The organism is Coleofasciculus sp. B1-GNL1-01, from assembly GCF_040220235.1.
GTDB lineage: Bacteria > Cyanobacteriota > Cyanobacteriia > Cyanobacteriales > Coleofasciculaceae > Coleofasciculus.
In genome coordinates, this window is sequence record NZ_JAVJTO010000039.1 from 21,868 (window position 1) to 47,433 (window position 25,566).

The window sequence follows — 25,566 nt, forward strand, 5'->3', positions numbered from 1 at the left end:
GAATCGGTTTGATATGGCTAACTCAAATGTCTCAGTTAATCCAGACACAACTCTCAATGGCTTCTCGAATGATTCTCAGCCAACGCTTGCGGCGGCGGATCATCTCCTATCAACTGATTCATTTGCCAGACGGCATATTGGTGTCAATGCTGAAGACGTAGCGCAAATGCTGGATGTTTTGGGTTACTCCAGCCTAGATGAACTGATTGATGTCGCGGTTCCCTCCACCATTCGGCTGAATCATCCCCTCAACTTACCCCCCGCCCAAAGCGAAAAAGCTGCCCTTGCCCAACTTCAGGATATTGCCTCAAAAAATCAGGTGTTTCGCTCGTTCATCGGCATGGGGTATCACGACTGTATCACCCCACCCGTGATTCAGCGGAATATTCTGGAAAATCCGGGTTGGTATACCGCCTACACCCCCTATCAAGCTGAAATTGCTCAAGGGCGTCTGGAGGCGTTGCTAAACTTTCAAACCCTAATTATTGAGTTAACGGGTTTAGATATCGCCAATTCGTCGTTACTGGATGAGGGAACAGCAGCGGCGGAAGCGATGAGTATGAGTTATGGCTTGTGCAAAACCAAAGCCAATGCCTTCTTTGTGTCGCAGGATTGCCATCCACAAACGATTCAGGTGGTGCAAACCCGGGCGCAACCCTTGGACATTGAGATTATTGTCGGTGATCATCAGACGTTTGAGTTTGAGTCGCCAATTTTTGGGGCATTACTGCAATATCCGGCGACTGATGGCACGATTTACGATTATCGGGAGTTTGTCGCCAAGGTGCATGAGGCGGGGGGTTTAGTCACGGTGGCGGCTGATCCTTTGAGTCTCACCCTGCTGACACCCCCAGGTGAATTCGGCGCAGATATTGCCGTAGGAACGACGCAACGCTTTGGTGTTCCCCTAGGATACGGTGGACCTCATGCGGCATATTTTGCCACCCGTGAGGCGTATAAACGGCAGGTTCCGGGGCGAATTGTCGGGGTGTCTAAAGATGCTCAAGGTAAACCCGCTTTGCGCCTTGCTCTCCAAACCCGGGAACAGCATATCCGGCGGGATAAAGCCACGAGTAATATTTGTACTGCCCAAGTCTTGCTAGCGGTGATTGCCAGTATGTATGCGGTTTATCATGGACCAGAGGGACTTAAGCAAATTGCCCAACGGGTTCATCGGTTGACGGTAATCTTGGCAGCCGGGTTGGAACGGTTGGGGTATAACATTAGCTCACAACCCTTCTTTGATACGGTGCGGATTGAGTTCGATAGCCAGGACATCGGCGATATTGTCAAGGCGGCGCAAGCCAAGGGGATGAATCTGCGGGTGTTGGATGAGAGTGCGATCGCGATTACTCTGGATGAGGTGACAACGTTCCATGATGTGGTGACTCTCCTGGATATTTTCGGATCAGTTGGCGTTGAGGGGATTGATTCGCTACCCTTTCCGGTAGACTCCCTGCTAAAACGAGAGATTAAGGAGTTTGAACCGCCTTTTGCCCGCACCAGTGCCTATCTGACAGACCCAGTTTTTCACCGTTATCACTCAGAAACCGAGTTATTGCGCTATCTTCATCGTCTCCAAGCCAAGGATTTATCCCTCACCACCTCAATGATTCCCTTGGGTTCTTGTACGATGAAACTCAACGGCACCGCTGAGATGATGCCGATTACTTGGGCGGAATTTAGCCAGATTCATCCCTTCGCCCCCTTGTCTCAAACCCAAGGGTATCAAATTTTATTCCAGCAGCTTGAGAGGTGGTTAGCTGAAATTACTGGATTTGCTGGGATTTCCTTACAACCCAATGCTGGGGCGCAAGGGGAATATGCAGGATTGCTGGTGATTCGCCAGTATCATGAACATCGGGGTGAGGGACATCGCCATATTTGCTTGATTCCCCAATCCGCCCACGGGACTAATCCGGCGAGTGCGGTTATGGCAGGATTAAAGGTGGTTGCTGTTACCTGTGATGACCAAGGGAATATTGATTTAGAGGATTTGAAGGCAAAGGCAGAAAAGCACAGCCAGAATTTAGCGGCGTTGATGGTGACGTATCCGTCTACTCACGGCGTTTTTGAGGAAGACATTCGCGAAATTTGCGATACGATTCACGCCCATGGTGGACAGGTGTATCTGGATGGGGCGAATATGAATGCTCAAGTAGGATTGTGTCGCCCTGGGGATTATGGGGCGGATGTTTGCCATTTAAATTTACACAAAACTTTTTGTATTCCCCATGGTGGCGGGGGTCCGGGAATGGGACCGATTGGGGTACAGTCTCATTTGGTGCCGTTTTTGCCGGATGTGTCGTTTGTGAAAGGTCAGGGATCGGTGACAAATCACGACTCCGTTGGTGTTGTGGCGTCAGCCCCTTGGGGAAGTGCTAGTATTTTACCGATTTCCTGGATGTATATCGCCTTAATGGGGGCAGATGGGTTAACGGAAGCGACAAAGGTGGCGATTCTGAATGCCAATTATATTGCCCATCGCTTAGCGCCTTATTATCCGATTTTGTATCAAGGGAAGTCGGGTTTGGTGGCGCATGAATGTATTTTAGATTTACGCGGCTTGAAAAAGTCCGCCGGGATTGAAGTTGATGATATTGCTAAGCGGTTGATGGATTATGGGTTCCATGCGCCAACGGTTTCTTGGCCAGTGGCGGGGACAATGATGGTAGAACCGACGGAAAGTGAATCGAAGGAGGAGTTAGATCGGTTCTGTGATGCGATGATTGGGATTCGCCAAGAGGTTAAGGCGATTGAGTCAGGGGAGGTTGATCAGGAGAATAATCTGCTGAAAAATGCCCCTCATACGGCGGAGGTGTTAATTGCTGGGGAATGGGATCGTCCCTATTCTCGCGAACAAGCGGCTTATCCGGCACCGTGGACAAGGGAACACAAGTTCTGGACGGCGGTAGGGCGGATCAATAATGCTTTTGGCGATCGCAATCTGGTTTGTTCTTGTGTGGGGATGGAGGCGTATAGCCAGGATTAATTGGATTGTAGGGGCGGGTTTGACGGATAAGGTTATTGAGTTTAAGCGACAGCGATCGCAGGGGTGACAAACTAGCTGAAGTGTTGAGCCATCCTGCTTTTAGCTCTTTTCTTCTTGTCACAGATAAGGTCAAAGATAGCAGTTTTTTCTGGGGGACTAGCCCCCCAGACCCCCCAATGGGGGACGAGCGCCTCCCCCATACCCCCTGCGCAACGCTTCGCTTGAATATATCTCATCTGGTGGTCTTCATCTGTCAATAAGGCTTCATCTTTGGAAATACTAATGTCGCTTAAAACCTGTTTTTAAAAGGTTTTGGACGGCTTGTCACCCCTTCAGGGCTTGGTAACCAAGCTAGGATCAGAGTAAGCTCAAACCTAGCGCTGGAGGTATGATTTTGACTAACAATTCTCCCGGTTCAAACCAAGACTGGGATTGGGCAATGTGGAGTGTTGACGCGGTTCAGGGGGAACTCCACTACAAACGCGCCCAAGACTCTTTGCGTGAGTTAGTCAGCAATCTTGACTTAACCTCCCAAGAACAAGCGGGGTTAGAATCGGAAATTGAGGATTTAGCCAACCTCTTGGACAAGCTAGAACACAGTTGTGTGCAACTCGCGGCTTTTGGTATGGTTGGGCGGGGCAAATCCTCGGTACTGAATGCGTTATTAGGACAACCTGTGTTTGAAACCGGGGCGTTGCATGGGGTAACTCGGAATGCTCAAACGGCGAATTGGCAGTTAAGTCAAGAAACCCTGGCAAACACGGATCAGGAAATCCTGCGCGTGGCGTTACCGAGTATTGGGGAGTCCCAAATTCAGTTTATTGATACGCCAGGAATTGATGAAGTCCATGGGGAAACCCGTGAGGCGTTAGCGGTAACTGTTGCCAGACAAGCGGATCTGATTCTATTTATTATCGCTGGGGATATCACCAAGGTCGAATATGACGCCCTGTCTCTATTACGAGATAGTGGGAAGCCAATGCTACTGGTGTTTAATAAAATAGACCAATATCCCGAAGCCGATCGCGAGGCGATTTATCGTAAAATTCGGGATGAACGGGTGAAACAGTTGTTATCTCCGGCTGAAATTGTTCGGGTGGCGGCTGCACCGTTAGAAGCAGTAGCGGTGCGTCGCGCTGATGGGAGTCGGGCGATTCAACGGCGTCAGGGAACTCCCCAGATAGAAGAATTAAAGCTGAAAATATTGGAAATTTTGCACCGGGAAGGTAAATCCTTAGTCGCCCTCAATTCGATGATGTACGCGGGTGAGGTGAATGAACAACTGGTGCAACGGAAAATGGCGATTCGGGACGAAAGTGCCAATCAGGTTATCTGGAAAGCAGTGATGACCAAAGCCGTCGCGATCGCACTCAATCCAGTTACGGTTCTGGATCTACTCACGGCAACGGTTGTAGACGTAGTGATGATTCTAGCATTATCTCGCCTCTACGGTATCTCCATGACCCAGCAAGGTGCGGTGGGATTGCTTCAGAAAATCGCTCTGAGTATGGGTGGAATTGGTGCAAGCGAAGTTTTAGCCACATTGGGATTGAGTAGTATTAAGGGATTGTTAGGGCTTTCGGCACCTGCAACTGGAGGAGTTACCTTAGCGCCTTATCTGTCTGTCGCCATGACTCAGGCGGGTGTCGCGGGGGTTTCCACTTATGCAATTGGACAAGTGACGAAAGTTTATTTAGCCAATGGTGCGTCTTGGGGAGAAGATGCACCGAAAACTGTCGTCAGTCGCATTCTGGAATCGTTAGATGAAACGTCAATTCTCAATCGGATTAAAGGAGAATTGGCAGCGAAATTAGGGAGTACGTCTTAATCTCAACACGCCCTTCCCTTGCTCCCCTCTCCCCCGGTGGGAGAGGGGTTGGGGGTGAGGGGGCTGTAGCTTAAGTTGACACCCATGGGCATTGCGGTGCCTTTATTTTTTTGGCTACCATACATGACATAAGACGTAGCTTGCTTCTCAAGGGTAGCGAGTATGACGAATGACGAATGACGAATGACAAATGACAACCATTACCATTCGCGAACATCAGTCAACCGATAGCGGATTTACGGCGACTCTTAGTTTTGATCGGCGGGTCAATTATCCGATCGCAATTACTGACCCCTTCACCCCCAAACAAGAACAGAATCTGGAATGGTATTTTGAGGAATGGTTGGTGTTTCCCCAATTGGGAACAGTGAAGGCGGAACAGGCGAAGGAATCGGTTAAGGGTTACGGGGAACAATTATTTGAGCAGGTATTTAGAACTAATATTGATGCCTATAGCGAGTATCGGCAAATCCGGGGGAATTTAAGTCAGCTACAAATAGAGATTTAAAGCCAGACGCCAGAGTTTCAAGCGCTGCATTGGGAAGCCCTGCGTGATCCGGATTTACCGCGTCCCCTGGCGGTGGATTGTCTGATGCTAAGGAAACATACGAAACCCGTTCCGATTGGGGCAAGTATGCCACCGTTTCCGGTGATTAATTTACTCTTGGTAACAGCACGACCGGATGAAGAAAGGGATGTTGGTTATCGTACCATTTCCCGCCCGTTAATTGAAGCGATTGAGACGGCAAAGTTACGGGTGAATGTGGAGTTATTGCGTCCGGCTACATACAAAGCGTTATCGAAACAGTTGGAGGAGAAAGGGGCGGGATATTATCATATTATTCATTTTGACGCCCATGGCTCGTTGATGAGTTATGAGCAATTGCAGAAGGGGATAAAACGGAAGCGGTATCTGTTTCAAGCGCGGTGGGGGCGAGAGGATATTGATCCATATCAAGGGGTGAAGGCGTTTCTGTTTTTGGAGGGGGAAACTCAGGGAAAAGCTGATCCGGTGGAGGCGTCGGAGTTGGCGGATTTGTTGACCGGAAAGGGGATTCCGGTTTGTATTTTAAATGCTTGTCAATCGGGGAAGGAAAGACCTAACCCCCCAACCTCTTTTCCGGCTGATGAATCGGGGGGAGCTGGGGAAGCTGGGGGAGCTGGGGGAGCTGGGGGAGCAGAGGGAGGGGTTCTTGATGATGCCCGTGAAACCAGTTTAGGCAGTCGCCTGATGGCGGCGGGGATGCAGATGGTGGTGGCGATGGGCTATTCGGTAACCGTAACGGCGGCTTCGTTGTTAATGGAAACGGTTTATAAACAGGTATTTGCCGAAAAGACGATTCGGGAAGCTTTACGACTGGGACGCCGCGAACTCTACAACGATAAAAAACGTAAAGCCTATTATAACCAAACCATCGACTTAGAAGACTGGCTTTTACCTGTGGTTTATACCAATCAACCCGTTAATCTGAATTTACGGGAGTTTACGCCTCAGGAAGAAGAAGATTATTATGCCGCGCGTCAGCAGCAGTATCAGTTTACTCCACCCACTTATGGGTTTGTGGGGCGGGATTTGGAGATTCTCAAGATAGAAAAGGCGTTGCTGCGCCATCCTATTTTACTGTTGCGGGGGATGGGGGGAACCGGGAAAACTACCCTCCTACTTTATTTACAGGAATGGTGGCAAACGACTCATTTTGCTGAAGCCATCTTTTATTTTGGTTATGACATAAAAGCCTGGACATTAAAGCAAATCCTGCGGGAGATTGGTAAGCAGGTTTATGATAAGTTCGAGTTCAGCCGATTTCAGGCGATGAATCAGGCGGCGCAGGTGCAGAAATTGGCAGATAAACTGAAAACGGAGACTCATATCCTGATTTTGGATAACTTGGAATCGGTGACGGGGAAACGGTTGGCGATTAAACATACGTTATCCAAGACTAAGCGACAGGAAATCCAGGACTTTCTCAGCCGATTAGTGGGTGGGAAAACGCGGGTGGTGTTGGGTTCCCGCAGTGGCGAGGAGTGGTTACAAGGGACATTTGGCGATAATGTGTATCCGTTACAGGGATTAGATGTTCAGGCGCGTTCAGAGTTGGCGCAAAAGATATTAGAACGGTACTTACCCGCAAAGGCGATTCCCAAGATACGGGAAGATGCAGCGTTTATCCGATTAATGAAACTCTTGGCGGGGTATCCTTTGGCGATGGAGGTAGTGTTGGCGAATCTGAAGCAGCAATCCCCGGCGGAGATTGTTGAGGGGTTGGAGAGGGCGGATATTGGGTTGGATTCGGGGAGTGAGGATAAGACGGAGAGTATTGTTCAATGTGTGGACTATTCCCATCGGAATTTGTCGGCGGCGGCGCAGCAGTTGTTGTTGTGTTTAGCGCCGTTTAGTGGGTTTATTTGGCGGGATGGGATGGGGAATTATGTGAATGAGTTGCAGCAGTTAGCCCCGTTTCAGGATTATCCGTTTGAGGAGTTTGAGGCGGCGATTCAAGAGGCGATTAATTGGGGGTTGTTGTCGAACCTCTCCCCCAGCTCCTCTCCTACAAGGAGAGGGGAGCAAGATGACCTCTCCCCCAGCTCCTCTCCTACAAGGAGAGGGGAGCAAGATTCTCCACTGTTGCGGATTCAGCCGGTTTTTCCTTATTTCTTGCGGATGAAGCTGAATGAAGAGGATGCAGACAAGCGGGAAGCGTTGCGGGAGGGGTTTAAACGTCACTATTTGACGTTGGCGGTTGGTTATCAGCAGTGGCTGGAATCGAAGCAGGCGCAAAAACGGCAATTGGGGATTGTCTTCTGTCAACTGGAGTATGAAAATCTCTATAATGCCCTGCAACTCTGTTTAGAGAAGCAGGAAACGGTGGATATCTTTTTCTGTTTGTTTCAATACTTCTTGCAGATTAATGATATCCAGAGTAATCTCAAACTCTCAGAATTTGTTTGTCAGAAACAAGCAGCATATCCGGCATCATTACACACCGGTAGAATTAGGTGGGAAATTGTCATGGCACAGGCTAAGTTAGCCTATTGTTACCTAGAAACCCAGAATTATGCTCAAGCCAAAGCCGTTTATCAGTATGTGCTGGAACTTTACCAACAGCTTGCCGGAGTAGAGGAGAGACAGAAACAGCTTTACATAGCTAGCACCTATCACCAGTTAGGAATAGTTGCCCAAAAGTTACGGGAGTATGAGCAGGCAAGGCAATACTATCACCAGGCTCTCGATATTTTTATTGAATTTGGCGATCGCTACAATCAAGCCAAAACCTATCAGGAGTTAGGAAATGTTGCCCAAGCGTTAGGGAAGTATGAGCAGGCAAAGCGATACTATCAGCAGGCTCTGGATATTTACATTGAATTTAGCGATCGCTTCTCTCAAGCTGGCATCTATCACAATTTAGGAAGGGTTGCCCAAGAGTTTGGGGAGTATGAGCAGGCAAAGCTATACTATCAGCAGGCTCTGGATATTTGTATTGAATTTAGCGATCACTACAATCAAGCCAAACCCTATCACCAGTTAGGAAGGGTTGCCCAAGCGTTAGGGGAGTATGAGCTTGCATTGCACTACTATCAGCAGGCTCTGGATATTTACATTGAATTTAGCGATCGCTACTCTCAAGCTCGCACCTATCACCAGTTAGGAATGGTTGCTCAAGAGTTACGGGAGTATGAGCTTGCATTGCACTACTATCAGCAGGCTCTGGATATTAAGATGGAATTTGGCGATCGCTACTCTCAAGCTGTCACCTATCACAATTTAGGAAATGTTGCTGTAGAGTTACGGGAGTATGAGCTTGCATTGCACTACTATCAGCAGGCTCTGGATATTTACATTGAATTTAGCGATCGCTACGAACAAGCTAGCACCTATCACCAGTTAGGAAGGGTTGCCCAAGAGTTACGGGAGTATGAGCAGGCAAAGCACTACTATCACCAGGCTCTGGATATTTACAATGAATTTAGCGATCGCTACTCTCAAGCTCGCACCTATCACAATTTAGGAATCGTTGCCCAAGAGTTACGGGAGTATGAGCAGGCAAAGCACTACTATCAGCAGGCTCTGGATATTTATATTGAATTTAGCGATCGCTTCTCTCAAGCTAGCACCTATGAACAATTAGGAAATCTTGCAGTAGAGTTACGGGAGTAAGAGCAGGCAAAGCGAAACTATCAGCAGGCTCAGGATATTTACATTTAATTTAGCGATCGCTTCTCTCTAGCTAGCACATATGGACAAATAGGAAATGTTGCTGTAGAGTTACGGGAGTATGAGCAGGCAAAGCGATACTATCAGCAGGCTCTGGATATTTATATTGAATTTAGCGATCGCTACGAACAAGCTGACACCTATCACCAGTTAGGAAGGGTTGCCGAAGAGTTACGGGAGTATGAGCAGGCAAAGCGATACTATCAGCAGGCTCTGGATATTTACATTGAATTTAGCGATCGCTTCTCTCTAGCTAGCACCTATGGACAATTAGGAAATGTTGCTGTAGAGTTACGGGAGTATGAGCAGGCAAAGCAATACTATCAGCAGGCTCTGGATATTTGGATTGAATTTGGCGATCGCTACTCTCAAGCTCGCACTTATGGACAATTAGGATTACTGGCAGAAGCCCAGGAAAACTACGCCGAAGCGAGGGTGAATTTACAGACAGCCTTAGAGATATTCCTAGAGTATCAGGATGATTATTGGGCTGGTGTAGCGCGAGAAATCTTAGAACGCCTCCCAGATTGAGACGGGCACGATAGTATCGTTCCCCTACCCTATCAATTCTCCCTGGGTGTCGTAGGGGTACGGCAATGCCGTACCCTAATCCGATGAATGAGCGCCTAGTGGACTGACACAGCTAAAATGGTGGCACAGATTTTACGATTAAATCGGGCGCACGTCGGGAGAGGGCGCACGTCGGTGCGCCCCTACCTGTTTTCCACCGTGAATTGTAGGGAATTCTGCCTAGACGCGATCATTCCACACCTTTTGTCTTGCCACTCTGCCGCGATGATACAATATCAACTGCTTTTGATCCGCGTCGGGTTGCTGTACTACTTTTAGGGGGTAATAAAGGGGGAAATGATCGGTGGTATGACGAGAATATCCCCAAAGCCGATTTACTCTACGACGAACTTTTGCAGGAATTATCGGATGAGGGTTTGATATGAAACGAAAGCCAATCAGTGAGTTAAGAAAACAAATGACACCTGAACAACTAGCCGAGAGTCAAACTCGCGCTCAACTGGCGTCGTTGTCTCTGACTCTAGCCGAGTTACGTCAATCTCTCGGTGTTACCCAACAAGATATGACCGAGGAACTTGGTGTTATTCAGTCTACTTTGTCTAAACTGGAAAATCAAGAGGACATTCAAATTTCTACTCTATACCGCTATATTAAGGCTCTGGGTGGAACGCTCCAACTGGTTGCCCATTTCCCGGATAGAGATGTGATTATTTCTCAGTTCGAGTCTTAGGGACGGGAGGGGGATCTAAAAGGGGGACGGAAGGGGAACCAGATCCAATAAAACCTACTAAAATAAAAGAATCCTTGCCCTCTTCAACAATAGCCAGGGCAACGGCAATCTTCACATCAGGAGACAGTACCATGTCCTATCACAATATTAGTGCCAGCCTCTCCGACACCGATATCGAAGAAATCAACACCGCCTTACAAACTATCGAACAGAAGCTACCCTTTCTGATTAACCTCAGCCCGAAAGAACGCCATGATCTGTATAAAATGGGCGATAAAAGTTTAGCCTTTGTCAACAATAGCCTCAACGCCGCCCAAACGAACTCTGGCATTCTCCCCGCCAATTTCAACACGGAGGAATTCGAGCGCGACTATCAACTGGCGTTGCGTCTTTCCGAGTTACTCATCCGACTCCAGCAACTGTCAGAAAAGGTGGATGATACCCTGATAGCCGTCGGTAGTGAAGCCATGAAAAGCAGCTTAACCGTGTATGACTACGTGAAAATGGCATCGAAAACCACACCGGGCTTAAAAAGCGTGGCGGAGCAGTTAAAGGAACGCTTTAAAGGCGTGAAAACCAAAGGGAATGGGGGTTCATCAGGAGATGAATCAAGCTCTGAGAGTGATGAGTGACGCTCTGAGCGTGGTGATGGGACACTCCAAGCGTGGCGGGAGACGCTCCTAGCGTGGTGAGGGGACGCTCTAAGCGTGGCGGGAGACGCTCCTAGCGTGGTGAGGGGACGCTCTAAGCGTGGTGGGAGACGCTCCTAGCGTGGTGAGGGGACGCTCTAAGCGTGGTGGGAGACGCTCCTAGCGTGGTGAGGGGACGCTCTAAGCGTGGTGAGGGGACGCTCTAAGCGTGGTGGGAGACGCTCTGAGCGTGGTGGGAGGACACTCTAAGCGTGGTGGTGGAGTCTCAAGGCGACAAACGTTACCCGAACAATAGCGGTTAGGACACATAGTAGAGACGTTCCGCCGGAACGTCTAGAACAACAGGAAAGGAAAGTCCGAATAGATGTGTATACAAATAGAAAGGTGCGTTACGCTTCGCTCTCCCCACGATGGCGGACTGACACAGCTAAAATTGTGGAATAGATTTATCGTTAAACCGGGCGCACGTCTGTGCGCCCCTACAATTCTAATCCACCAAATAAGGTGTGCCACGCCACTACAACTAGGAAGGTGTACCAGATACAATAAAACCGACTAAAATACAAGAATCATTGCCCTCTTCAACAATAGCCAGAGCAATGGCAATCTTCACATCAGAAAAAACAACAATGTCCTAGTCTATACCCCTGCGATACCGATCTAAAAATTGTTTCAGTAGAGTTGATGATGCCCGAAAACTGGTTTGCTGTAAACGCTCAAGCGTATCGGGAAAGTCAATGATTTGACGGACTCCTGCTTGATACAAAACACCTAATAATCCCGTTACCGTTAATCCTCGTTGTGTCGCTATGCGTCGAGCATCTAAATCATCCAGTACAATTAAACTCGATCCTAAACGCTCTGCCAACAAAATTGCCTCTGTCTCACCAACATCTAAACGCTCTAACATCTGATCTGCTTCGCCAGATACAACATGAATATCAAGCCAGTCTGGTGCTTGAGCAATCCAGGTTTGCACAGAAGCACCTTCCGCGATAAGTTCATTCTGTACCGCCTGGGGAATACTGATTCGCCCAAAAAGTTGAGGCAGGACATCGATTTGGTCGATTAAAATCAAATAGCAAAGTGGAGACGTATCACAAACAATGGTCATTCGTTTGGATAACCTTGGCTACGGCTTGAAGATCCTGTTCTAGGTCTGCCTCAGTATAGTGTAGATACGCTCCTTCTCGTTTCAGAAATTCATCAACGGCTAAACGAGAGGGTAAATTAAGCATTCGTCGGACTTCACCTGCGGTAAGGATACCCGATTTATAGGCTTGAGCCGCCATAATTTCTAATGAGCGCTGGGGCAAATTGTGCCATTTTGCTGTCAAACGATTACCAATATCATCCGGTATTTCAAGGCTAATTTGCATATTAAATAATGCTTGGCTGTCTGGTTTATTAGAATTTATATTAATTATAGTCGTTAAGGTAGGTTGGGTTTCGACTTCGCTCAACCCAACAGATGCTTCGGAAACAGGATTGATGCACCAATACTAGATAATAGGGTAGGGGCACGATAATATCCATTGGTGTCAACTTAAGCTAAACCCCTCACCCCCAGCCCCTCTCCCACGCCGGGGAGAGGGGAGTAAGAGAGTCTGGTTCCCCTTCTCCCCACGGTGGGAGAAGGGGTTAGGGGATGAGGGGGAAAATGTTGAGGAGTAGATAGACACGGTTTAAAACCTTGCCAGCATTGGTTTTCTACCTTAAGTTGACACGGATGCACATCGGTGCGCCCCTACTCACCTGGTAAGGATTTGGAATCGGAGGGTTCTGTATATTGACAGAAAATATTTAAGCCAATCTTGAGAATATACAATACCACCACAGTGGCGATCGCAGGATCAAGGGGTAAGCCAGCTAATCCCACCAAATACACGATTAATCCCGTCAGCAAAGGTGTACTTCCGGGATTCTTGCTATACTCCTGTACCTTAGTGCGAAAGCTATCATCACCACACAATTCCTGACGCAACTGGTTCAGCGTTACTTCCCACAGGGATTTGTCGGGAAAATCCGGGATTGAACCATGTTGCTGAAAATACAGTTCCTCAAAGGATGCCTCAATATCTCCATTATGGTCTTTGAGAACTGCGATCGCGTCTTGGTTTATCAGTTCGCTGAGGATTGGAGTGGGGAGATTGTAGCCGAATCGGTGGGTGACTTTCCCTCGGTTCTCGGTTCCCAAGTTCGCGATGCTTACTTCCAAGAAACCAAAGGCGCTGACTATCTGAATGGGCGGCGTCAGGTGGCGCATAATATTTATCATCAAGGGTTAACTCCCTGTCATTTAGAATTACTCGAACAGTTTCAAGTTAAAGCCATTCTCACCGTCCCAATTATTATTAACGAACAACTTTGGGCCCAGAAAGAGGCTTTTACTTTTCCCAAAAACTACTGCTTTTGTCAAGAGAATTAATGTTAAGAAAGATGTGAGTAATGCATAGCTTCAAAAGGGGAGACCAAAGGATGCTTCGCTTTTTGTTCCATGGGGAAGCCAGCGGATGCTTCGCTTTTATTGCACGGGGATTTAGGGGGATCGACAATGTACCGCATAGCAGAGCAAACTGCTGTATAACGCATCATTATTCAATGCATTGGTGGGTTACGGCGGATATTTCACTGAAGGGTTATTGTCTTAATTAAATCCCCGCCTAACCCACCCTACAAGACTGATGACAAAGGACGAATGACAAAGGACGAATGACAAAAAAATAACCCCTTCTGCTTGACTCGACAGAAGGAGTTTACTGGGCTTCTACTATGTAAACTCGGAGGGAATTACTTGAGACTTAATTAAGCTTTGTTGTTTTTTTTGGACTGTTGGCGCTTGAGCAAACCGCCGATTCCTAGAGCCGTGGCGGAACCTAAGATGGTGAGGGGTTCGGGAACAGGTTCAGCATTTTGAATATCTTTGGGTGCTTGATATACAGTGACGTGAGATAAACCAGGACCAGGGTTATCACCACCGTTTACAACCCCATCAGTATTCCATCTACCACTGGTAGCACCATTCAGTTTATAAGCACTGAAGGATGGACCGCCCTTAAGCACAACCATTATATTAGATGTGTTGAAATCAACGTCTGCCAGACTCCAAGTTCCTGATATAGCCTCCTTCTCCTCCTCCTCCTCATCATAAGTATCTGCTGTAACATTCAAGCCACCATCAACGCCACTAGAACTATCTACTTTAAAGAGTTGTGACCATGTATCGATACCAAACAGCTTATTATCATTTACAAGGCTTGAGGAATCATTATCCTTAAAAGCACCTTCACAAAGTTCAGCGCCTTGTAAGTTTGAAGTGCTACATGTCCCTAAAGATGTTAAGGCGGCTTGAGCAGGAGAGAAAGCTGAAGATGCAACTACAACACCAGCAGCGGCGACAACAGAGGGAACGAGAGAAGAGAATTTCATGTAAGTACTCCTTAGGACTAGATAACTCGATTGCTGAAGCGTTTGGACTTATTTGCTTCGGCGTGTTTGCTTTTCTATATTCACACTATAAGGGACTTCACTTAGGTGTTGGGTAAAGTGGCAATGAAGAATAAGTTAATTTGTGTAAACTTTCTATAAAGATTAATCCCAATAAGGCTCAAGTCTTTATTGGATAAGGGTTTTAGAGTTTTGAGCAATCCTCCGAATTTGTCTCATTTTGAAGAAAAATCGCCCTAAATAAGAAGCACAGAATGCTTTTTTGACCAAGGAAGACTAAGCTGTTCGGCATTTAAACCTTAATATCAATAAGGATGAAATCCTTGTAGTGTGAGCATCTTGCTCACTACTAATACCCTTGCTCACTACTAATACCCCTTTTAAATGTATGACTGCTTACCTCTACTCAATTTCAAGACGTGACTTATGAGGGGTTGAGTCTAAAGCCTCGACTAGAAGCGATGTCGATTCCTACAGAGTTTGGTTAAACTTGCAATCAATCCTTAGTTGAAACCAGAAACCCGAAAAAAATAGCGAGCGAGACGCAAAGCCTGCGGCATGGCTTCGCTTAACGCACTACTGTTCTCTCTGTCTCTTGCTCCCACCCTACAAACTAAAAATCCAGCTCAATTGGAACGTTGAGTAGAAGTCGTTCTGGATGTGGAATCCTTCGAGTAACTCATCAAGCAGTTATAGCAGTAGATACATCGATTAGGACAAGCGAACTGTTGTAGAGACGTTACGCCGGAACATCTTTACCATAAGATGTGTCCTAACCACTATGACGGTTGCTATATCTTAATAACGTTCTATAACAACCAAGGACAAATGACAAAGGACGAATGACAAAAAATTACCCCCTCTGCTAGACAAACAGAAGGAACGAGAGAAGAAAATTTCATGTAATGTACTCCTTAGGACTAATTAACTCAATTCGAGAGTTATATAATTGCAAGATGTGAGCAAATTCCTTGAATTCTTTGCCAGATAAGGCTTTGAGCTTCATTGAATTCGCTCTACCGTTAAATATAGGGTAAACTCCGAGATATGTCTGTAAAGCTTCGATGAAGATATCCGGAAATTCCGTGATGAATATTTAAAGTTTTGATGAAGATGTCGGAGATTCCCGTGAAAATACGGTAAAAATGGCGACATTATGTCGGCTGAAAACTAGATATAATGAGGTTTTGAGGATTAGACGCTGCTGAATTAAGTGTTGGGGTGGGGCAAGTAGGAAAAGAGTAGGGAATTTCGTCGCCTTATACCAAGTTGCATTCTAAAGATATAACTTTCCCTCCCCCTGCTTCCCCTGCTCCCCCGGCTTTTCCTATCTACTATGTTTGAGCGCAACTCGGTATTAATCTTAACCCCCCTTAATCCCCCCGGTGCTTTGGGGGGAAATGTTCCCTCCCCTTGGTAAGGGGAGGGTTAGGGTGGGGTAGAGTCAAGGTATTGCTTGGGTTTCTAATCGCTACGTCTTGCCCAACCGGTTAAGCGCCAGACACTAATAAACAACGCCGCAGACACCAAAGCGCCCAAATTCCACTTCACCGAATTTTCCAACAATCGCAAGCGCCGAGACTTCTTCTGGGATTGAGCTTCCTCCTGCATCCGCGTCTCACCCTGTTCCAAAAATGTCGAAAGCTGCTCCTTCACCTCAGCTAACTGCTCAGTACCTTGAATCTGTGGCGTGCGCCCTTGACTATCCAATTGACTAATCAGAAACTGCATCTGTTCTACAGTCGTCGCTTGTCCTAGCGCCTCTCTCACCTGTTGAATCTGCTCCTGTCGCTGTTCAACTTGCCGAGTAATGTCATTCGTGTTCCGCGTGTCTAGTCGGATTGTGTTCACCACACCCAAAGGAACCAGTAAAAAGAACAAAACCCCCACCAGCAAAGCCAGCCAGGACAAAATATTCAGTACTAAAGGTTCCCATCTGGTGCGTTGATCTCGTTCGCCTAGAAACACCAGCGCCAATCCCAGCAACGGTACAGGAACCCGTTCCACCAATTGTCCGATAGTCTGGAACTCCCAAGCGGGATTCATCAAAACTGGAGGTACAAATATCTCTACGACATCGAAAAATGCCAACACTAATAACCCATAGCCTACCCACCGCACCACTCCAATGGACTTGGATAAACCAGCGCTAAACTTCCACAGTTGGTCGATCGCGGGAACAAATTTATCTTTTTCTTCTGATTGCGTCATGGTTTTAATTATCGGTTATTTGTCATTCGTCATTAGTCTTATGTCATTTGTCATACTTGCCCCCTTGAGAAGCAGACTACCTCTTATGTCCGACATAATGATCAAAACTAATTCATTAGTTAGCAGACTAATGACGTTTAACGTTCAATAGATTATCTCTTTTTCCCTACCTCTGGAAACAGATTGTCTCAATTATGAGGGGTAAGTTGTTCGGCATTTAAACCAGAATGCCAAGAATTGGGAAATCCTTGTAGTGTGTTTAGCGAAGCTATGCCGCAGGCTTTGCATCTTGCTCACTACCTATACACAATTTCAATTCATGCCAGCTTCCGACTGTAAAGACGCGCCGTAGCCCATCTCTACCGACAGCGGCAATGTCAGGGACTCAACCCTGGGAAGCCTAGTCGCTGACTTTCCTTTCCCCTTCTCAGCCAGAGTTGCCAGAATGACTTTCAGCAACACCACGAGAACGGCTCCAAAAATCAGCGCTAACACAAAAATCCGCACCTGTTTCCAGGACATTATGCCTCCTCAGCCTCCGGAGAACTCGTGTCCTCCAGCCGCAGCAGAAACCAATAAAACACGCCGAAAACCATCACCGCAATCATACCGAAGAGTAGAGAACCTTCACCTTCATGCCAGTATTTAAAGGCTTCCATATTTTGGGCATTTGCCAGCACCGCCATCAACGCCACCCGGAAGCTATTGACGACAAATCCGACAACCAACGCCACGAGTGGCACGAAATACTGCTTGCGGCGACTGATGGGAAACATAATTAGGCAAATCACCGATAGTCCCAGCACATACGTCATCGCTTCCATACCGGAACAGCCATGATACACCTTAACGCCACCTTCGGGTAGATTAATAAAGACCTTATCGTACAGATCGACCTGAAAGCCCATATAGTGCAGCATGAACGCCGAAAATATAGCCGTGATTGGCGAGATATCCGGTATAAATGAGGCAATTGTCGCCGGTCCACCGAGAAAAAACAGAATCGTTACTTCTTGCCAGTATTGTTTGAATCCTTTAAACCCAGAGGCAAGTAACGCCACACCAATGGCAGAAATAAACGGCAGCAGGCGCAGTAATGGTGCCAGCCTTTGCACATTGTTATTGGTTAGCTTCAACCCACTGATGTCGGCGCTATACCACAGGACAAAACCAATGACTAGCGCCCCAACAATGCTAGGGAGAACTTCACTATCCAGGTTTAACTCATGGCGTTTACCCCAAAGTAGGGAACCAACCGCTAGCCAAAACAAAACACTCATGCCTAGCTGGGCTTCGTCTCCGGCTTTCCAACTGAGTGTCATATAGATGGCAACTAAGCCAGCCGCGATCGCAACAAGCCAGTACGGGGGGATTTTTAATCGTTGCAGGGGTGTGAGAGAGGTCGCTTTCATGGTGCTTTATCGGTAGAAACGATGAGAGAGAAAATTAGCCAAACTGAATGCCTATCATTACATCATTAAAGTCGATATCACTATCGTTTGTCAGGTCTTCCCAGGCAAATTCATTCGGGGACAGTCGCCAGAAATTATCCCTGCCATTGGGGTTCGCAGCAATGAATGAGAAAAAGGCTAAGGGCGAATTCCCCAGTAAATTGTCGGGATTCTCCCGTAAAAACTGTTCGGTTGTGCCGTTTTGGATCAAATACCATCCGAAAACGCGATCGCCCTCCACATTCAGTGTCCGTTGCCCATTTCCCGTCTCTGTTGGTGCAACGATAACCTGGCGATTCGCCTGAGACAGGGCAGCTACAGCATAACCCGGATCACCGGGGAATAAATTACCGATTTGTCCATTGGGCTGATCAAACAAAAATAAACCCAGTTCATGACTGATCGGGTTATCTTGTGCCATCCAGTTGACAATCAGGGATCTCATCTCACCCAAATCCCCTGGAACCGTCCAATCGGCGTTACCTACGTTGAAGACAACATCATTAAAATCTTGATCGCCTCCACCCGTGAGATCTTCCCAAGCCAGTTGCACCATCCCATCCCCCAACTCGGTACGTTGAACATGGTTAAACTGATCCGGATTTGCCGCCGTGACGGAGAAAAAGGCAATGGTTTCCCCATCCAGACGATTGTCCGGATTCTCGGCTAGCCAGTCTGCCCGGGTACTATCCTGAATCAAATAAAACACCCAATAGTCTCCCGCCTGGAGGCTTAAATCCACACCCTTACCCACAGTCTCACCTCGGGCAAATAATACCTGGCGTTCGGCACGGGTTAAGGCTTGCTGGGCATATCCGGGATCACCGGGGCGCACGCCATTCACCGTTCCCATGGCATCATCGACTCGCAAGACACCCACTTCATTTTTAAACTCGGCTTCTCGGAAGGTCCAGTCAAACTGTAAACGCACCGCCTCTCCGGGAGTTCCACCCACTTGGAAAACGCCCTGGGTTGAACCAAGTTGTGCCAGATCCACTAAACCAACAGGTAGAGTAGGTGTCGGTGTAGGTGTAGGCGTCGGGGTATCATCAACAGCCGCGATCGCAATCTCAAAGCCCTCTTCAAAAGAGAAGCCATCGGCATCGGTACTGCGGACAGTAATCTGATAAATCTGATTGGTCTCAAAGTCTAAGTTAACACCATCGGCAACGAGCAATTTATTATCGGCGATCGCAAACCGTCCTCCAGCATCATCAATTAACCTGTAAGTATGGCGATCATCCGTATCTGGGTCAATTGTCGAAAGCTGACCTACAACCTTCTCCTGTAACGTATTTTTAGTGATCGTTTGATTATCTAAACGAATCGCTGTGGGTGGATTACCAACAGGAGTCGCTGGACTTTGCCAAACCGAGAAAAAGGCATCCTCACTTCCACCCGAAGTCCCCTGAAGCGGATTAACCGTAATCATATTCGTACCAGCATTTGTGGACACCATCGCCCGGATATCTCCAAACACCGCCACCCCATTCACCTCAGAACCCGAGGGATTACCTCCCGACCAAAGTCCCACCAGTTCCCTAGCTTGAAAATCTTCACTTACGGCAATCACCGCCCCTTCAAAGCCACTGTAGGGTCCTACAGCAGTGCCATTAATTTGCAACTCGTCGCGATTGGGTAAAGACGCCGCCGCTTGACCCCCAATATACACTCTGCCATTAGCATCCGCCGTAATTGCATTAACTGTAAACGAATTCCCTTCCCCATTGGAACGGCGAGTGAGGAAAATCTGACCCTGATCCAAAGTTCCTGTCGCCGGATTCATGCGGGCAAAATAGGCAAATTTCCCGCCACCACTATTCGAGGTGTTTGTGTAGTTGTCGATATTCACATTACCAGCCGATTGGCTGATAGTTTGGGGATCGCGTTGAAAAACACTATTCCCGCCATCCAAGCTACCTGCAAAGTAAAGCTGATTATCTTGTCCAATGGCTACCCGTAACCCGCGCGTATCTGCGCCTAAATTCTCTCCGGCGGCTTCATTGGCAGAAAAATTATAATTTTCCCAGTTAATCTCACCCGTGTAACTATAGCTGCGGAGTAAGGGAAGCTGTAAATTGGTACTTACCTGTCGATATCCGGTGACAAATACCGATGAGGTATTACTGTCAATTGCCACATCTTCAATCCGGGTTCCGGCTACAGTAAAATCCCCGATGGCAGTCCCCTGGGGATTATAAACCGTCACCTGTTTATCTGCGAGGACAGCAACTTGACCCTGCGCCGCCACCGCGACTCGTTGGGCGCTACCGGGATTGGCACTCCAGAGAACCTGACTGGCGTCACTGTTAAGAGTTTTGACACCAAAGTCACCGACAACGGTGATGTTGCCATTATTACGATTGAGATCCAAGTCATCCACATCAGCACCCACCTGAGTAACTGATAGTCTGGTTTGTCCCGTCGAATCCAAACGGATAACTGTCCCCTGTCCCTCTGCTAAACTCTCAGTCGGTGTTATATCAAAATTTCCGCCAATCACAATGGTTCTGTCGGGGGCAATTTCCACCGCATTACCACTGTCATCCCCACTTCCCCCCAAAAAACTGGCACTATTAACCGTGAGATTATTATCCACCGCATCCAGTACCGCCTGATACGCCGACTGCGCCCACTGATGCAACGCCACATCAGATTCAATCGTTCCCTGGAATACCTCCAACTCCCAGTCACCGCCCAGGGCTGCACTTCCCGTGCGATCGCTAGAGGCGGCGACATCTGCCCCTGTCAACTGACTCACCCGTTCGATGAACTGCTGTCCTGAGGCGGTTGCTGCCAGATTACAGCCATAGAACAGGATATCAGCCTCCGGTGTTAATGCCCCTGCCCAGGTTTGCAACTGATTGGTATACCTATTCAGCGTATCCAGGTTCAACTCTCCTGCGCCTAATTGCAACCCAGCCGACATCCCATGAGAGATAATCTGAACACTGGAGAGTCCTTGACGTTGTGCCAATACCTGAGTAATTTGGCTAACTCCATCCTGATCCGGTGTCAGCATGACTACTTCAGCCCCCGGGACAACCCCAGCCACTAAGGTTTCAGCGTCTGCAATCCCAGCATCTACGAATACTAAAGTACCGTTGTGGGCGTTTCCAAAATCCAATCCGGTGAGGAGATCTCGCCCTGTCGCATTCTCTGATTCAGGGTTTAATGTCTCTGGAGAGTCTACGCTAGATAAGCGGCGTTCTAGTAACGGAACTGCCGCTTCAACGTCAATCACCGGACTATCTGGAAGTGGCTGTAACTCTGGGATATACGCCTCACCGACAAGACTGCGATCGCGGTTTGGTCTCCCATTGACTCCCTCGATTTGATTAAACCCTAGTCCCTCTGAGTATCCCGATACCCTGTCCGCCTCAGCGGATATGATCAACCCTGTTCCTGGTTCTATCAATTCCATCTGCTGCACCCTATCATCGCCATTGCCACTCCAATCTAGCCTGAGGCATTAGGAAAGTGTGTAGGGGCGGGTTTCACTACTATCGTTGCTTCCCTCACCCAGATGTAACTAAACCCGCCCCGCCTTCCTTGTCTCCTAACGAATGACAAATAACAAATGAAAACTTAAAAAAACGCAACATTATCGCGAGTGCTTCGCAAGAATATTTTACATTTTTTTGCTCTGATCTTGGTTAAGCTAAAAATAACAGAGGAATTCAAGGAAAAATTATGAATGCTATTTTAGGGACTAGCGCAAAGCGACCCACCTGGCAAACGATTGCTCTGTTTGTCTTGGGTCTGTGGTTAAGTAGTAGCTTTATTCTAGACTTCGTGATCATGCCCACTCTGGGAACGGCTGGAATGTTGAACGACGCCAGTTTTGCTAGTGCGGGTTATTCGATTTTCTGGATGTTTAATCGGATCGAGTTACTCTGTGCCGCTTTAGTTTTAACCAGCCTTTTGGCAATACGTGGCACATCTAATCTCTATCATCATGTCCGACGCTGGTCGATCCTATTATCTGGGCTTCTGTTAGCAATTGCTCTCATTAATACCTACATCATGACGCCCCAGATGAGCGCTCTAGCGATGCAACTGAATCTGTTTGCGCCAGCAACGGGTATGCCAAGTGGAATGGTTGAGATGCATGAAGGATATTGGTTCCTAGAAGCGATTAAGTTAATTGTCGGTGCAACTGTACTGGCTTGGTGTTATCACGATTCGCGAGAAATTGCTTAATAGGTTATACCATTGAATCAACATCTGTAGGGGTACGACGTGTCGTACCCCTACTGTTGGTTGTGGACTAAATTGGACAGCTTGATGGGCGCAAGGCTTGCGCCCCTACAACCGATATTATTCGACGTTCGACAATCGACAACGTTGAACGGCTCCAGCGGACTCTCCCCGAATTCGACGTATGGCGACTTCTAATTCACTTAAATCTTCTTGCAAACCACAATATTGAACTTGCAGAGTCTGCAAGGTTTCAGTTTCTACTGTCTTTCGCTCTTCTAACTGACGCAGTTCAGTTCGAGCCGTCGCGATTTGTTGTTCTGTGGTTTGGATTTCCGCTTGCAGTGTACTTAAACGCTGTTGTACGGTGCTGAATTCACGGCGAGAGACTTCTAGGCGTTCTTGAGCGGTTTCGATTTCACCACGTACCTCAACCAGTTGTGCTTCTAAACTTTGCCGTTCACTCTGTAGCGACTCAACTCTGGCTTCGGCGCTGCTAACCTCTTCTCGAACTTCAACTAACCGTTGTTGAGAGCGTCGCACAGAGGTTTGAGAGGCTTCTAGGCGTTCTTGAGAGGTCTCAATTTCTGCGCGGACTTCCACCAGTTGGGCTTCTAAGCTTTGCCGTTCATTTTGGCGTGATTCGAGTTCTACCTGAGCGGTACTAATTTCTTCTCGGACTTCAACTAACTGTTGTTGAGAGCGGCGCACAGAGGTTTGAGAGGCTTCCAGGCGTTCTTGAGCGGTCTCAATTTCTGCGCGGACTTCCACCAGCCTCGCTTCTACGCTTTGGCGTTCACTGCGTAGGGATGTCAGTTGGGCTTGGGCGCTGGTAATCTCCTCTCGGACTTCAACTAATCGTTGTTGAGATTGTCGCACTGCTGTTTGCGAGGATTCAAGTTGAGCTTGGACGGTTTCAATTTCTTCTCGAATGGCGACTAACTGTTGGCGAGATTCCCGGATTTCGACTTGGGAGGATTCAAGTTGAGCTTGGGCGGTTTGAATTTCTTCCCGCAGAGCGACTAATCGCTGTTGCGATTGGCGTACAGAGGTTTGAGAGGACTCGAATTGGGCGGTTACAGTTTGGCGTTCACTCCGCAATTCCTCTAATCGAGCTTCAGCGGTGCGAATCTCAGATTGCAACGCCACGAGTCGCTGTTGGGTGCTACGGACTTCAGTTGTCGATTCGCCGGAGGTGGTAAGAATCGAGAGTAAGGTGGTTACTTCTAAATCGGTTGCATCATAACTCGCCGCTCGTTCTAAAGACGCGATCGCTTGCTCATAACGTTCTAATTGATAGAGTGCTAATCCCCGTCGTTTCCAGGCGAGGGCGTTTCGCGGTTCAATTTCTAAGGCTTTATCACAACTCGCGACAGCATCTTGATACCGTTCCAGTTTATACAATGCAGCGGCGCGTTCTACCCACACTGACGCCATCTGCTCATTCGTTTGCAAAAGTTGGTCATAGATGGAGAGCGCCTGATTATACTCTCGCAACTCATAAGACAGCACTTGGGCAATTTGCTTGGGTATGACTGTAGTGATTAAGGTTTGTTCATACTCCGATTCGGCGTTTAAGGTTAAGGTTTGTTGCCAAGTATTAACCGCCGCCTGATAGCGTTGAAGTTCGTATAAGGCTTGTCCTTTCTGATACTGAGCTAAAAGATAATTAGGTTGAAGTCGAATTGCTTCATCGTAGGATGCGATCGCGCTTTCATACTGTCCCCAACTGCTGAATATCTCGCCGCGCCAATACCACGCCAAGAACGCCTCTGGCTGAATTTGCACAATCCGATCTAGGATGGCGATCGCCTCACGATATTTACCCACACCCCGTAACTGGCTCACCTGTTGCCATAATTGATCCAGCAGTTGAGCTTGTGCGATCGGCATCGTAGTGGGAGTGCGATCGAACTCCATGGGTTCAATCGGGGTTTGCACCGTCGCACTGGCGATTCCACCAGTCATCAATGTCGCTAAGGCTACACTTATCTGAACTGGGATTTTTGACATATTGACTCCTCAAACCTCAAGATACCATCAACGAGAATAACTCTGTTGATAGTTTAAATAATGTATAACTTTATCAAGTTCTTTGTTTATATACTACTTTTGCTTAATAAATCCGTAATATCTTAGCAGAAGTTTAAGAAGTAGTTATTCCTAAAGAGAGCGTAGACTGTTTTTTAGCGACGCAACCATCATCATTTGTCATTGGCTCCTATTGACAGACAAACTCAATTACCCAGACGCGATCATTGGAGGAGGTAGTACTTACGTTAGTGGAGGGTGACCAAGTTATCACCTCTTCCTCTAGCTAAAAACTTATAGAGCGATCACCAGTGGGATGAAATCGTGGTGAGATTAATTAGAATATTTCACAGTGCGAAGGTGAGAGCCAACATAACCGATGATTATCATCTTATCCTCAGTCGGAAAGAAATAAATTCGCCAACCAAAAGATAATTTAGCGTGCCAACTAAAAACTCGCTCTTTACCATCTGGGCAAAGAAACATTCTTTCCTTACTGTACTTTGGATTCTGAAGTGTGACTTGGCTTTCTGGAGAAACATTTCTAAGACTATTTGGTTCAAACGCTTCTTCTGTCCAAGTCTTGCAGTAGTCTTCAAGTTCTGACAATCGATTCTTAATAAGCTGCAATATCGGATTCTTAAGACTCTGTAATTGCTTACCAACAGCTTCGCAGAATATCAGATTTGGAAATAATTCATCTTTACGATTCCAGAGTTCTAGCCCATCACGCACTGTTGATCGGATACGGTTGGTAATCCACTCAGCATGTTCCTGAACGTGATTACTACGACTGGCGTGGACAATTTCTAGTCGTTCATCAATTAAATCTTCATTTGCATCAAGACGTCTTATTTCCAACTCTAAGCGGCTGCAATCCCAGCAGGTTTCCGAAATCAAGCTCACTGTAAGTGCATCAATGACTACAGCAAAACCCAGTCCTCTTGCTTCCTTTCCTTGATGCCAAACCTGAGATAAATCAAAGTCATTTTTAATTTCTTCAGCAACATCAGTCCAGAAGGGTGCTTTTGATGTAAGAGTTCTGAAAAAACTACGCTTTTCTCGATTAACTTCTTTATCGTTACGCCAACGAGCTACAGGATAGCCCGGTGCGAGTTCGATAGTATTAATATCTTCTGAAGTACGAAGTACTCGCTTCACGCCACTTGCAGTTGCTTGGCGGATAGTACCAATCAGATCTGACATTAATTGCCGTGCTGTTTGCTGATCAGAAACGGGAGTCTGAAAGGAGAGTTCATTGAGTACCATTTCTAAATCCATG

General features: G+C 47.3%; 17 protein-coding genes and 2 pseudogenes. 9 read left to right on the forward strand and 10 right to left on the reverse strand.

Annotated features, from left to right (window positions below; all coding sequences use genetic code 11):
- Window positions 1-13: 13 nt before the first annotated feature.
- From gcvP to RID53_RS08880, 7 genes and pseudogenes are all read left to right on the forward strand, one after another.
- On the forward strand, window positions 14-2,992 hold the full coding sequence (gene gcvP / locus RID53_RS08850; RefSeq protein WP_446387759.1) for an aminomethyl-transferring glycine dehydrogenase: 2,979 nt from the start codon (window positions 14-16) through the stop codon (window positions 2,990-2,992).
- A gap of 439 nt (window positions 2,993-3,431) precedes the next feature.
- Window positions 3,432-4,820 carry a GTP-binding protein gene (locus RID53_RS08855; protein ID WP_446387810.1) on the forward strand — a complete coding sequence of 463 codons (1,389 nt, stop codon included), beginning with the start codon at window positions 3,432-3,434 and terminating at the stop codon, window positions 4,818-4,820.
- A gap of 190 nt (window positions 4,821-5,010) precedes the next feature.
- Complete coding sequence (locus RID53_RS08860; protein ID WP_446387760.1) at window positions 5,011-5,328, forward strand: hypothetical protein; 318 nt, start codon at window positions 5,011-5,013, stop codon at window positions 5,326-5,328.
- Between the two features lie 24 nt (window positions 5,329-5,352).
- Window positions 5,353-9,564, forward strand: a pseudogene (locus RID53_RS08865) (tetratricopeptide repeat protein).
- 281 nt (window positions 9,565-9,845) lie between these two features.
- Window positions 9,846-9,989: pseudogene (locus tag RID53_RS08870) on the forward strand (type II toxin-antitoxin system RelE/ParE family toxin); the annotation flags it as partial.
- Window positions 9,986-10,294: a helix-turn-helix domain-containing protein gene (locus RID53_RS08875; RefSeq protein ID WP_446387761.1), complete on the forward strand. Its 309-nt coding sequence runs from the start codon at window positions 9,986-9,988 to the stop codon at window positions 10,292-10,294. The pseudogene RID53_RS08870 and the gene RID53_RS08875, both read left to right, overlap by 4 nt.
- A 131-nt stretch (window positions 10,295-10,425) precedes the next feature.
- Window positions 10,426-10,926 (forward strand): hypothetical protein, encoded by a 501-nt coding sequence (locus RID53_RS08880; protein ID WP_446387762.1) that lies wholly within the window; start codon window positions 10,426-10,428, stop codon window positions 10,924-10,926.
- A gap of 652 nt (window positions 10,927-11,578) precedes the next feature.
- Here the strand turns inward: RID53_RS08880 and RID53_RS08885 are convergent.
- From RID53_RS08885 to RID53_RS08895, 3 genes are all read right to left on the reverse strand, one after another.
- The gene (locus tag RID53_RS08885) at window positions 11,579-12,058 is read right to left on the reverse strand and encodes a DUF3368 domain-containing protein (RefSeq protein WP_446387763.1); all 480 of its coding nucleotides are present in this window, start codon (window positions 12,056-12,058) and stop codon (window positions 11,579-11,581) included.
- On the reverse strand, window positions 12,042-12,323 hold the full coding sequence (locus RID53_RS08890) for a UPF0175 family protein (protein WP_446387764.1): 282 nt from the start codon (window positions 12,321-12,323) through the stop codon (window positions 12,042-12,044). Before RID53_RS08890 ends, RID53_RS08885 begins: the two co-directional genes overlap by 17 nt.
- Window positions 12,324-12,691: 368 nt before the next feature.
- Window positions 12,692-13,141 (reverse strand): hypothetical protein, encoded by a 450-nt coding sequence (locus RID53_RS08895; protein WP_446387765.1) that lies wholly within the window; start codon window positions 13,139-13,141, stop codon window positions 12,692-12,694.
- Between RID53_RS08895 and RID53_RS08900 the strand changes: the two genes are divergently transcribed.
- The gene (locus RID53_RS08900; RefSeq protein WP_446387766.1) at window positions 13,031-13,372 is read left to right on the forward strand and encodes a GAF domain-containing protein; all 342 of its coding nucleotides are present in this window, start codon (window positions 13,031-13,033) and stop codon (window positions 13,370-13,372) included. The two genes, RID53_RS08895 and RID53_RS08900, sit on opposite strands and share 111 nt — an antisense overlap.
- A 377-nt stretch (window positions 13,373-13,749) precedes the next feature.
- Here the strand turns inward: RID53_RS08900 and RID53_RS08905 are convergent, their stop codons facing one another.
- The 5 genes from RID53_RS08905 to RID53_RS08925 all read right to left on the reverse strand — a co-directional run bounded on the left by RID53_RS08905 (window position 13,750) and on the right by RID53_RS08925 (window position 21,477).
- Window positions 13,750-14,373: a PEP-CTERM sorting domain-containing protein gene (locus RID53_RS08905; RefSeq protein ID WP_446387767.1), complete on the reverse strand. Its 624-nt coding sequence runs from the start codon at window positions 14,371-14,373 to the stop codon at window positions 13,750-13,752.
- Between the two features lie 1,482 nt (window positions 14,374-15,855).
- Window positions 15,856-16,602: an HpsJ-like protein, cyanoexosortase A-associated gene (gene hpsJ-A, locus RID53_RS08910; RefSeq protein WP_446387768.1), complete on the reverse strand. Its 747-nt coding sequence runs from the start codon at window positions 16,600-16,602 to the stop codon at window positions 15,856-15,858.
- A gap of 312 nt (window positions 16,603-16,914) precedes the next feature.
- Complete coding sequence (locus RID53_RS08915) at window positions 16,915-17,124, reverse strand: hypothetical protein (protein ID WP_446387769.1); 210 nt, start codon at window positions 17,122-17,124, stop codon at window positions 16,915-16,917.
- Complete coding sequence (gene crtA, locus RID53_RS08920; RefSeq protein ID WP_446387770.1) at window positions 17,124-18,014, reverse strand: cyanoexosortase A; 891 nt, start codon at window positions 18,012-18,014, stop codon at window positions 17,124-17,126. The genes RID53_RS08915 and crtA overlap by 1 nt, the downstream gene beginning before the upstream one ends.
- 34 nt (window positions 18,015-18,048) lie before the next feature.
- Entirely contained in the window at window positions 18,049-21,477 is a 3,429-nt protein-coding gene (locus tag RID53_RS08925) for a DUF4347 domain-containing protein (protein WP_446387771.1), read from the reverse strand.
- Between the two features lie 269 nt (window positions 21,478-21,746).
- On the opposite strand from RID53_RS08925, the gene RID53_RS08930 reads away from it, so the two are divergent.
- Window positions 21,747-22,256, forward strand: a complete 510-nt coding sequence (locus tag RID53_RS08930) for a DUF4149 domain-containing protein (protein ID WP_446387772.1) — start codon at window positions 21,747-21,749, stop codon at window positions 22,254-22,256.
- Window positions 22,257-22,373: 117 nt separating this feature from the next.
- On the opposite strand, the gene RID53_RS08935 is transcribed toward RID53_RS08930, so the two are convergent.
- Both RID53_RS08935 and RID53_RS08940 read right to left on the reverse strand, forming a co-directional pair.
- Window positions 22,374-24,266: a tetratricopeptide repeat protein gene (locus RID53_RS08935; RefSeq protein ID WP_446387773.1), complete on the reverse strand. Its 1,893-nt coding sequence runs from the start codon at window positions 24,264-24,266 to the stop codon at window positions 22,374-22,376.
- A 351-nt stretch (window positions 24,267-24,617) separates the two neighbouring features.
- Entirely contained in the window at window positions 24,618-25,565 is a 948-nt protein-coding gene (locus RID53_RS08940) for a hypothetical protein (protein WP_446387774.1), read from the reverse strand.
- Between the last annotated feature and the right edge of the window lies 1 nt (window position 25,566).

Coding starts and splice junctions, on each gene's coding strand:
- gcvP (WP_446387759.1), top strand. CDS start 14: ATGGCTAACTCAAATGTCTCAGTTAATCCAGACACAACTCTCAATGGC.
- RID53_RS08855 (WP_446387810.1), top strand. CDS start 3,432: ATGTGGAGTGTTGACGCGGTTCAGGGGGAACTCCACTACAAACGCGCC.
- RID53_RS08860 (WP_446387760.1), top strand. CDS start 5,011: ATGACAACCATTACCATTCGCGAACATCAGTCAACCGATAGCGGATTT.
- RID53_RS08875 (WP_446387761.1), top strand. CDS start 9,986: ATGAAACGAAAGCCAATCAGTGAGTTAAGAAAACAAATGACACCTGAA.
- RID53_RS08880 (WP_446387762.1), top strand. CDS start 10,426: ATGTCCTATCACAATATTAGTGCCAGCCTCTCCGACACCGATATCGAA.
- RID53_RS08885 (WP_446387763.1), bottom strand. CDS start 12,058: ATGACCATTGTTTGTGATACGTCTCCACTTTGCTATTTGATTTTAATC.
- RID53_RS08890 (WP_446387764.1), bottom strand. CDS start 12,323: ATGCAAATTAGCCTTGAAATACCGGATGATATTGGTAATCGTTTGACA.
- RID53_RS08900 (WP_446387766.1), top strand. CDS start 13,031: ATGGTCTTTGAGAACTGCGATCGCGTCTTGGTTTATCAGTTCGCTGAG.
- RID53_RS08905 (WP_446387767.1), bottom strand. CDS start 14,373: ATGAAATTCTCTTCTCTCGTTCCCTCTGTTGTCGCCGCTGCTGGTGTT.
- hpsJ-A (WP_446387768.1), bottom strand. CDS start 16,602: ATGACGCAATCAGAAGAAAAAGATAAATTTGTTCCCGCGATCGACCAA.
- RID53_RS08915 (WP_446387769.1), bottom strand. CDS start 17,124: ATGTCCTGGAAACAGGTGCGGATTTTTGTGTTAGCGCTGATTTTTGGA.
- crtA (WP_446387770.1), bottom strand. CDS start 18,014: ATGAAAGCGACCTCTCTCACACCCCTGCAACGATTAAAAATCCCCCCG.
- RID53_RS08925 (WP_446387771.1), bottom strand. CDS start 21,477: ATGGAATTGATAGAACCAGGAACAGGGTTGATCATATCCGCTGAGGCG.
- RID53_RS08930 (WP_446387772.1), top strand. CDS start 21,747: ATGAATGCTATTTTAGGGACTAGCGCAAAGCGACCCACCTGGCAAACG.
- RID53_RS08935 (WP_446387773.1), bottom strand. CDS start 24,266: ATGTCAAAAATCCCAGTTCAGATAAGTGTAGCCTTAGCGACATTGATG.
- RID53_RS08940 (WP_446387774.1), bottom strand. CDS start 25,565: ATGGATTTAGAAATGGTACTCAATGAACTCTCCTTTCAGACTCCCGTT.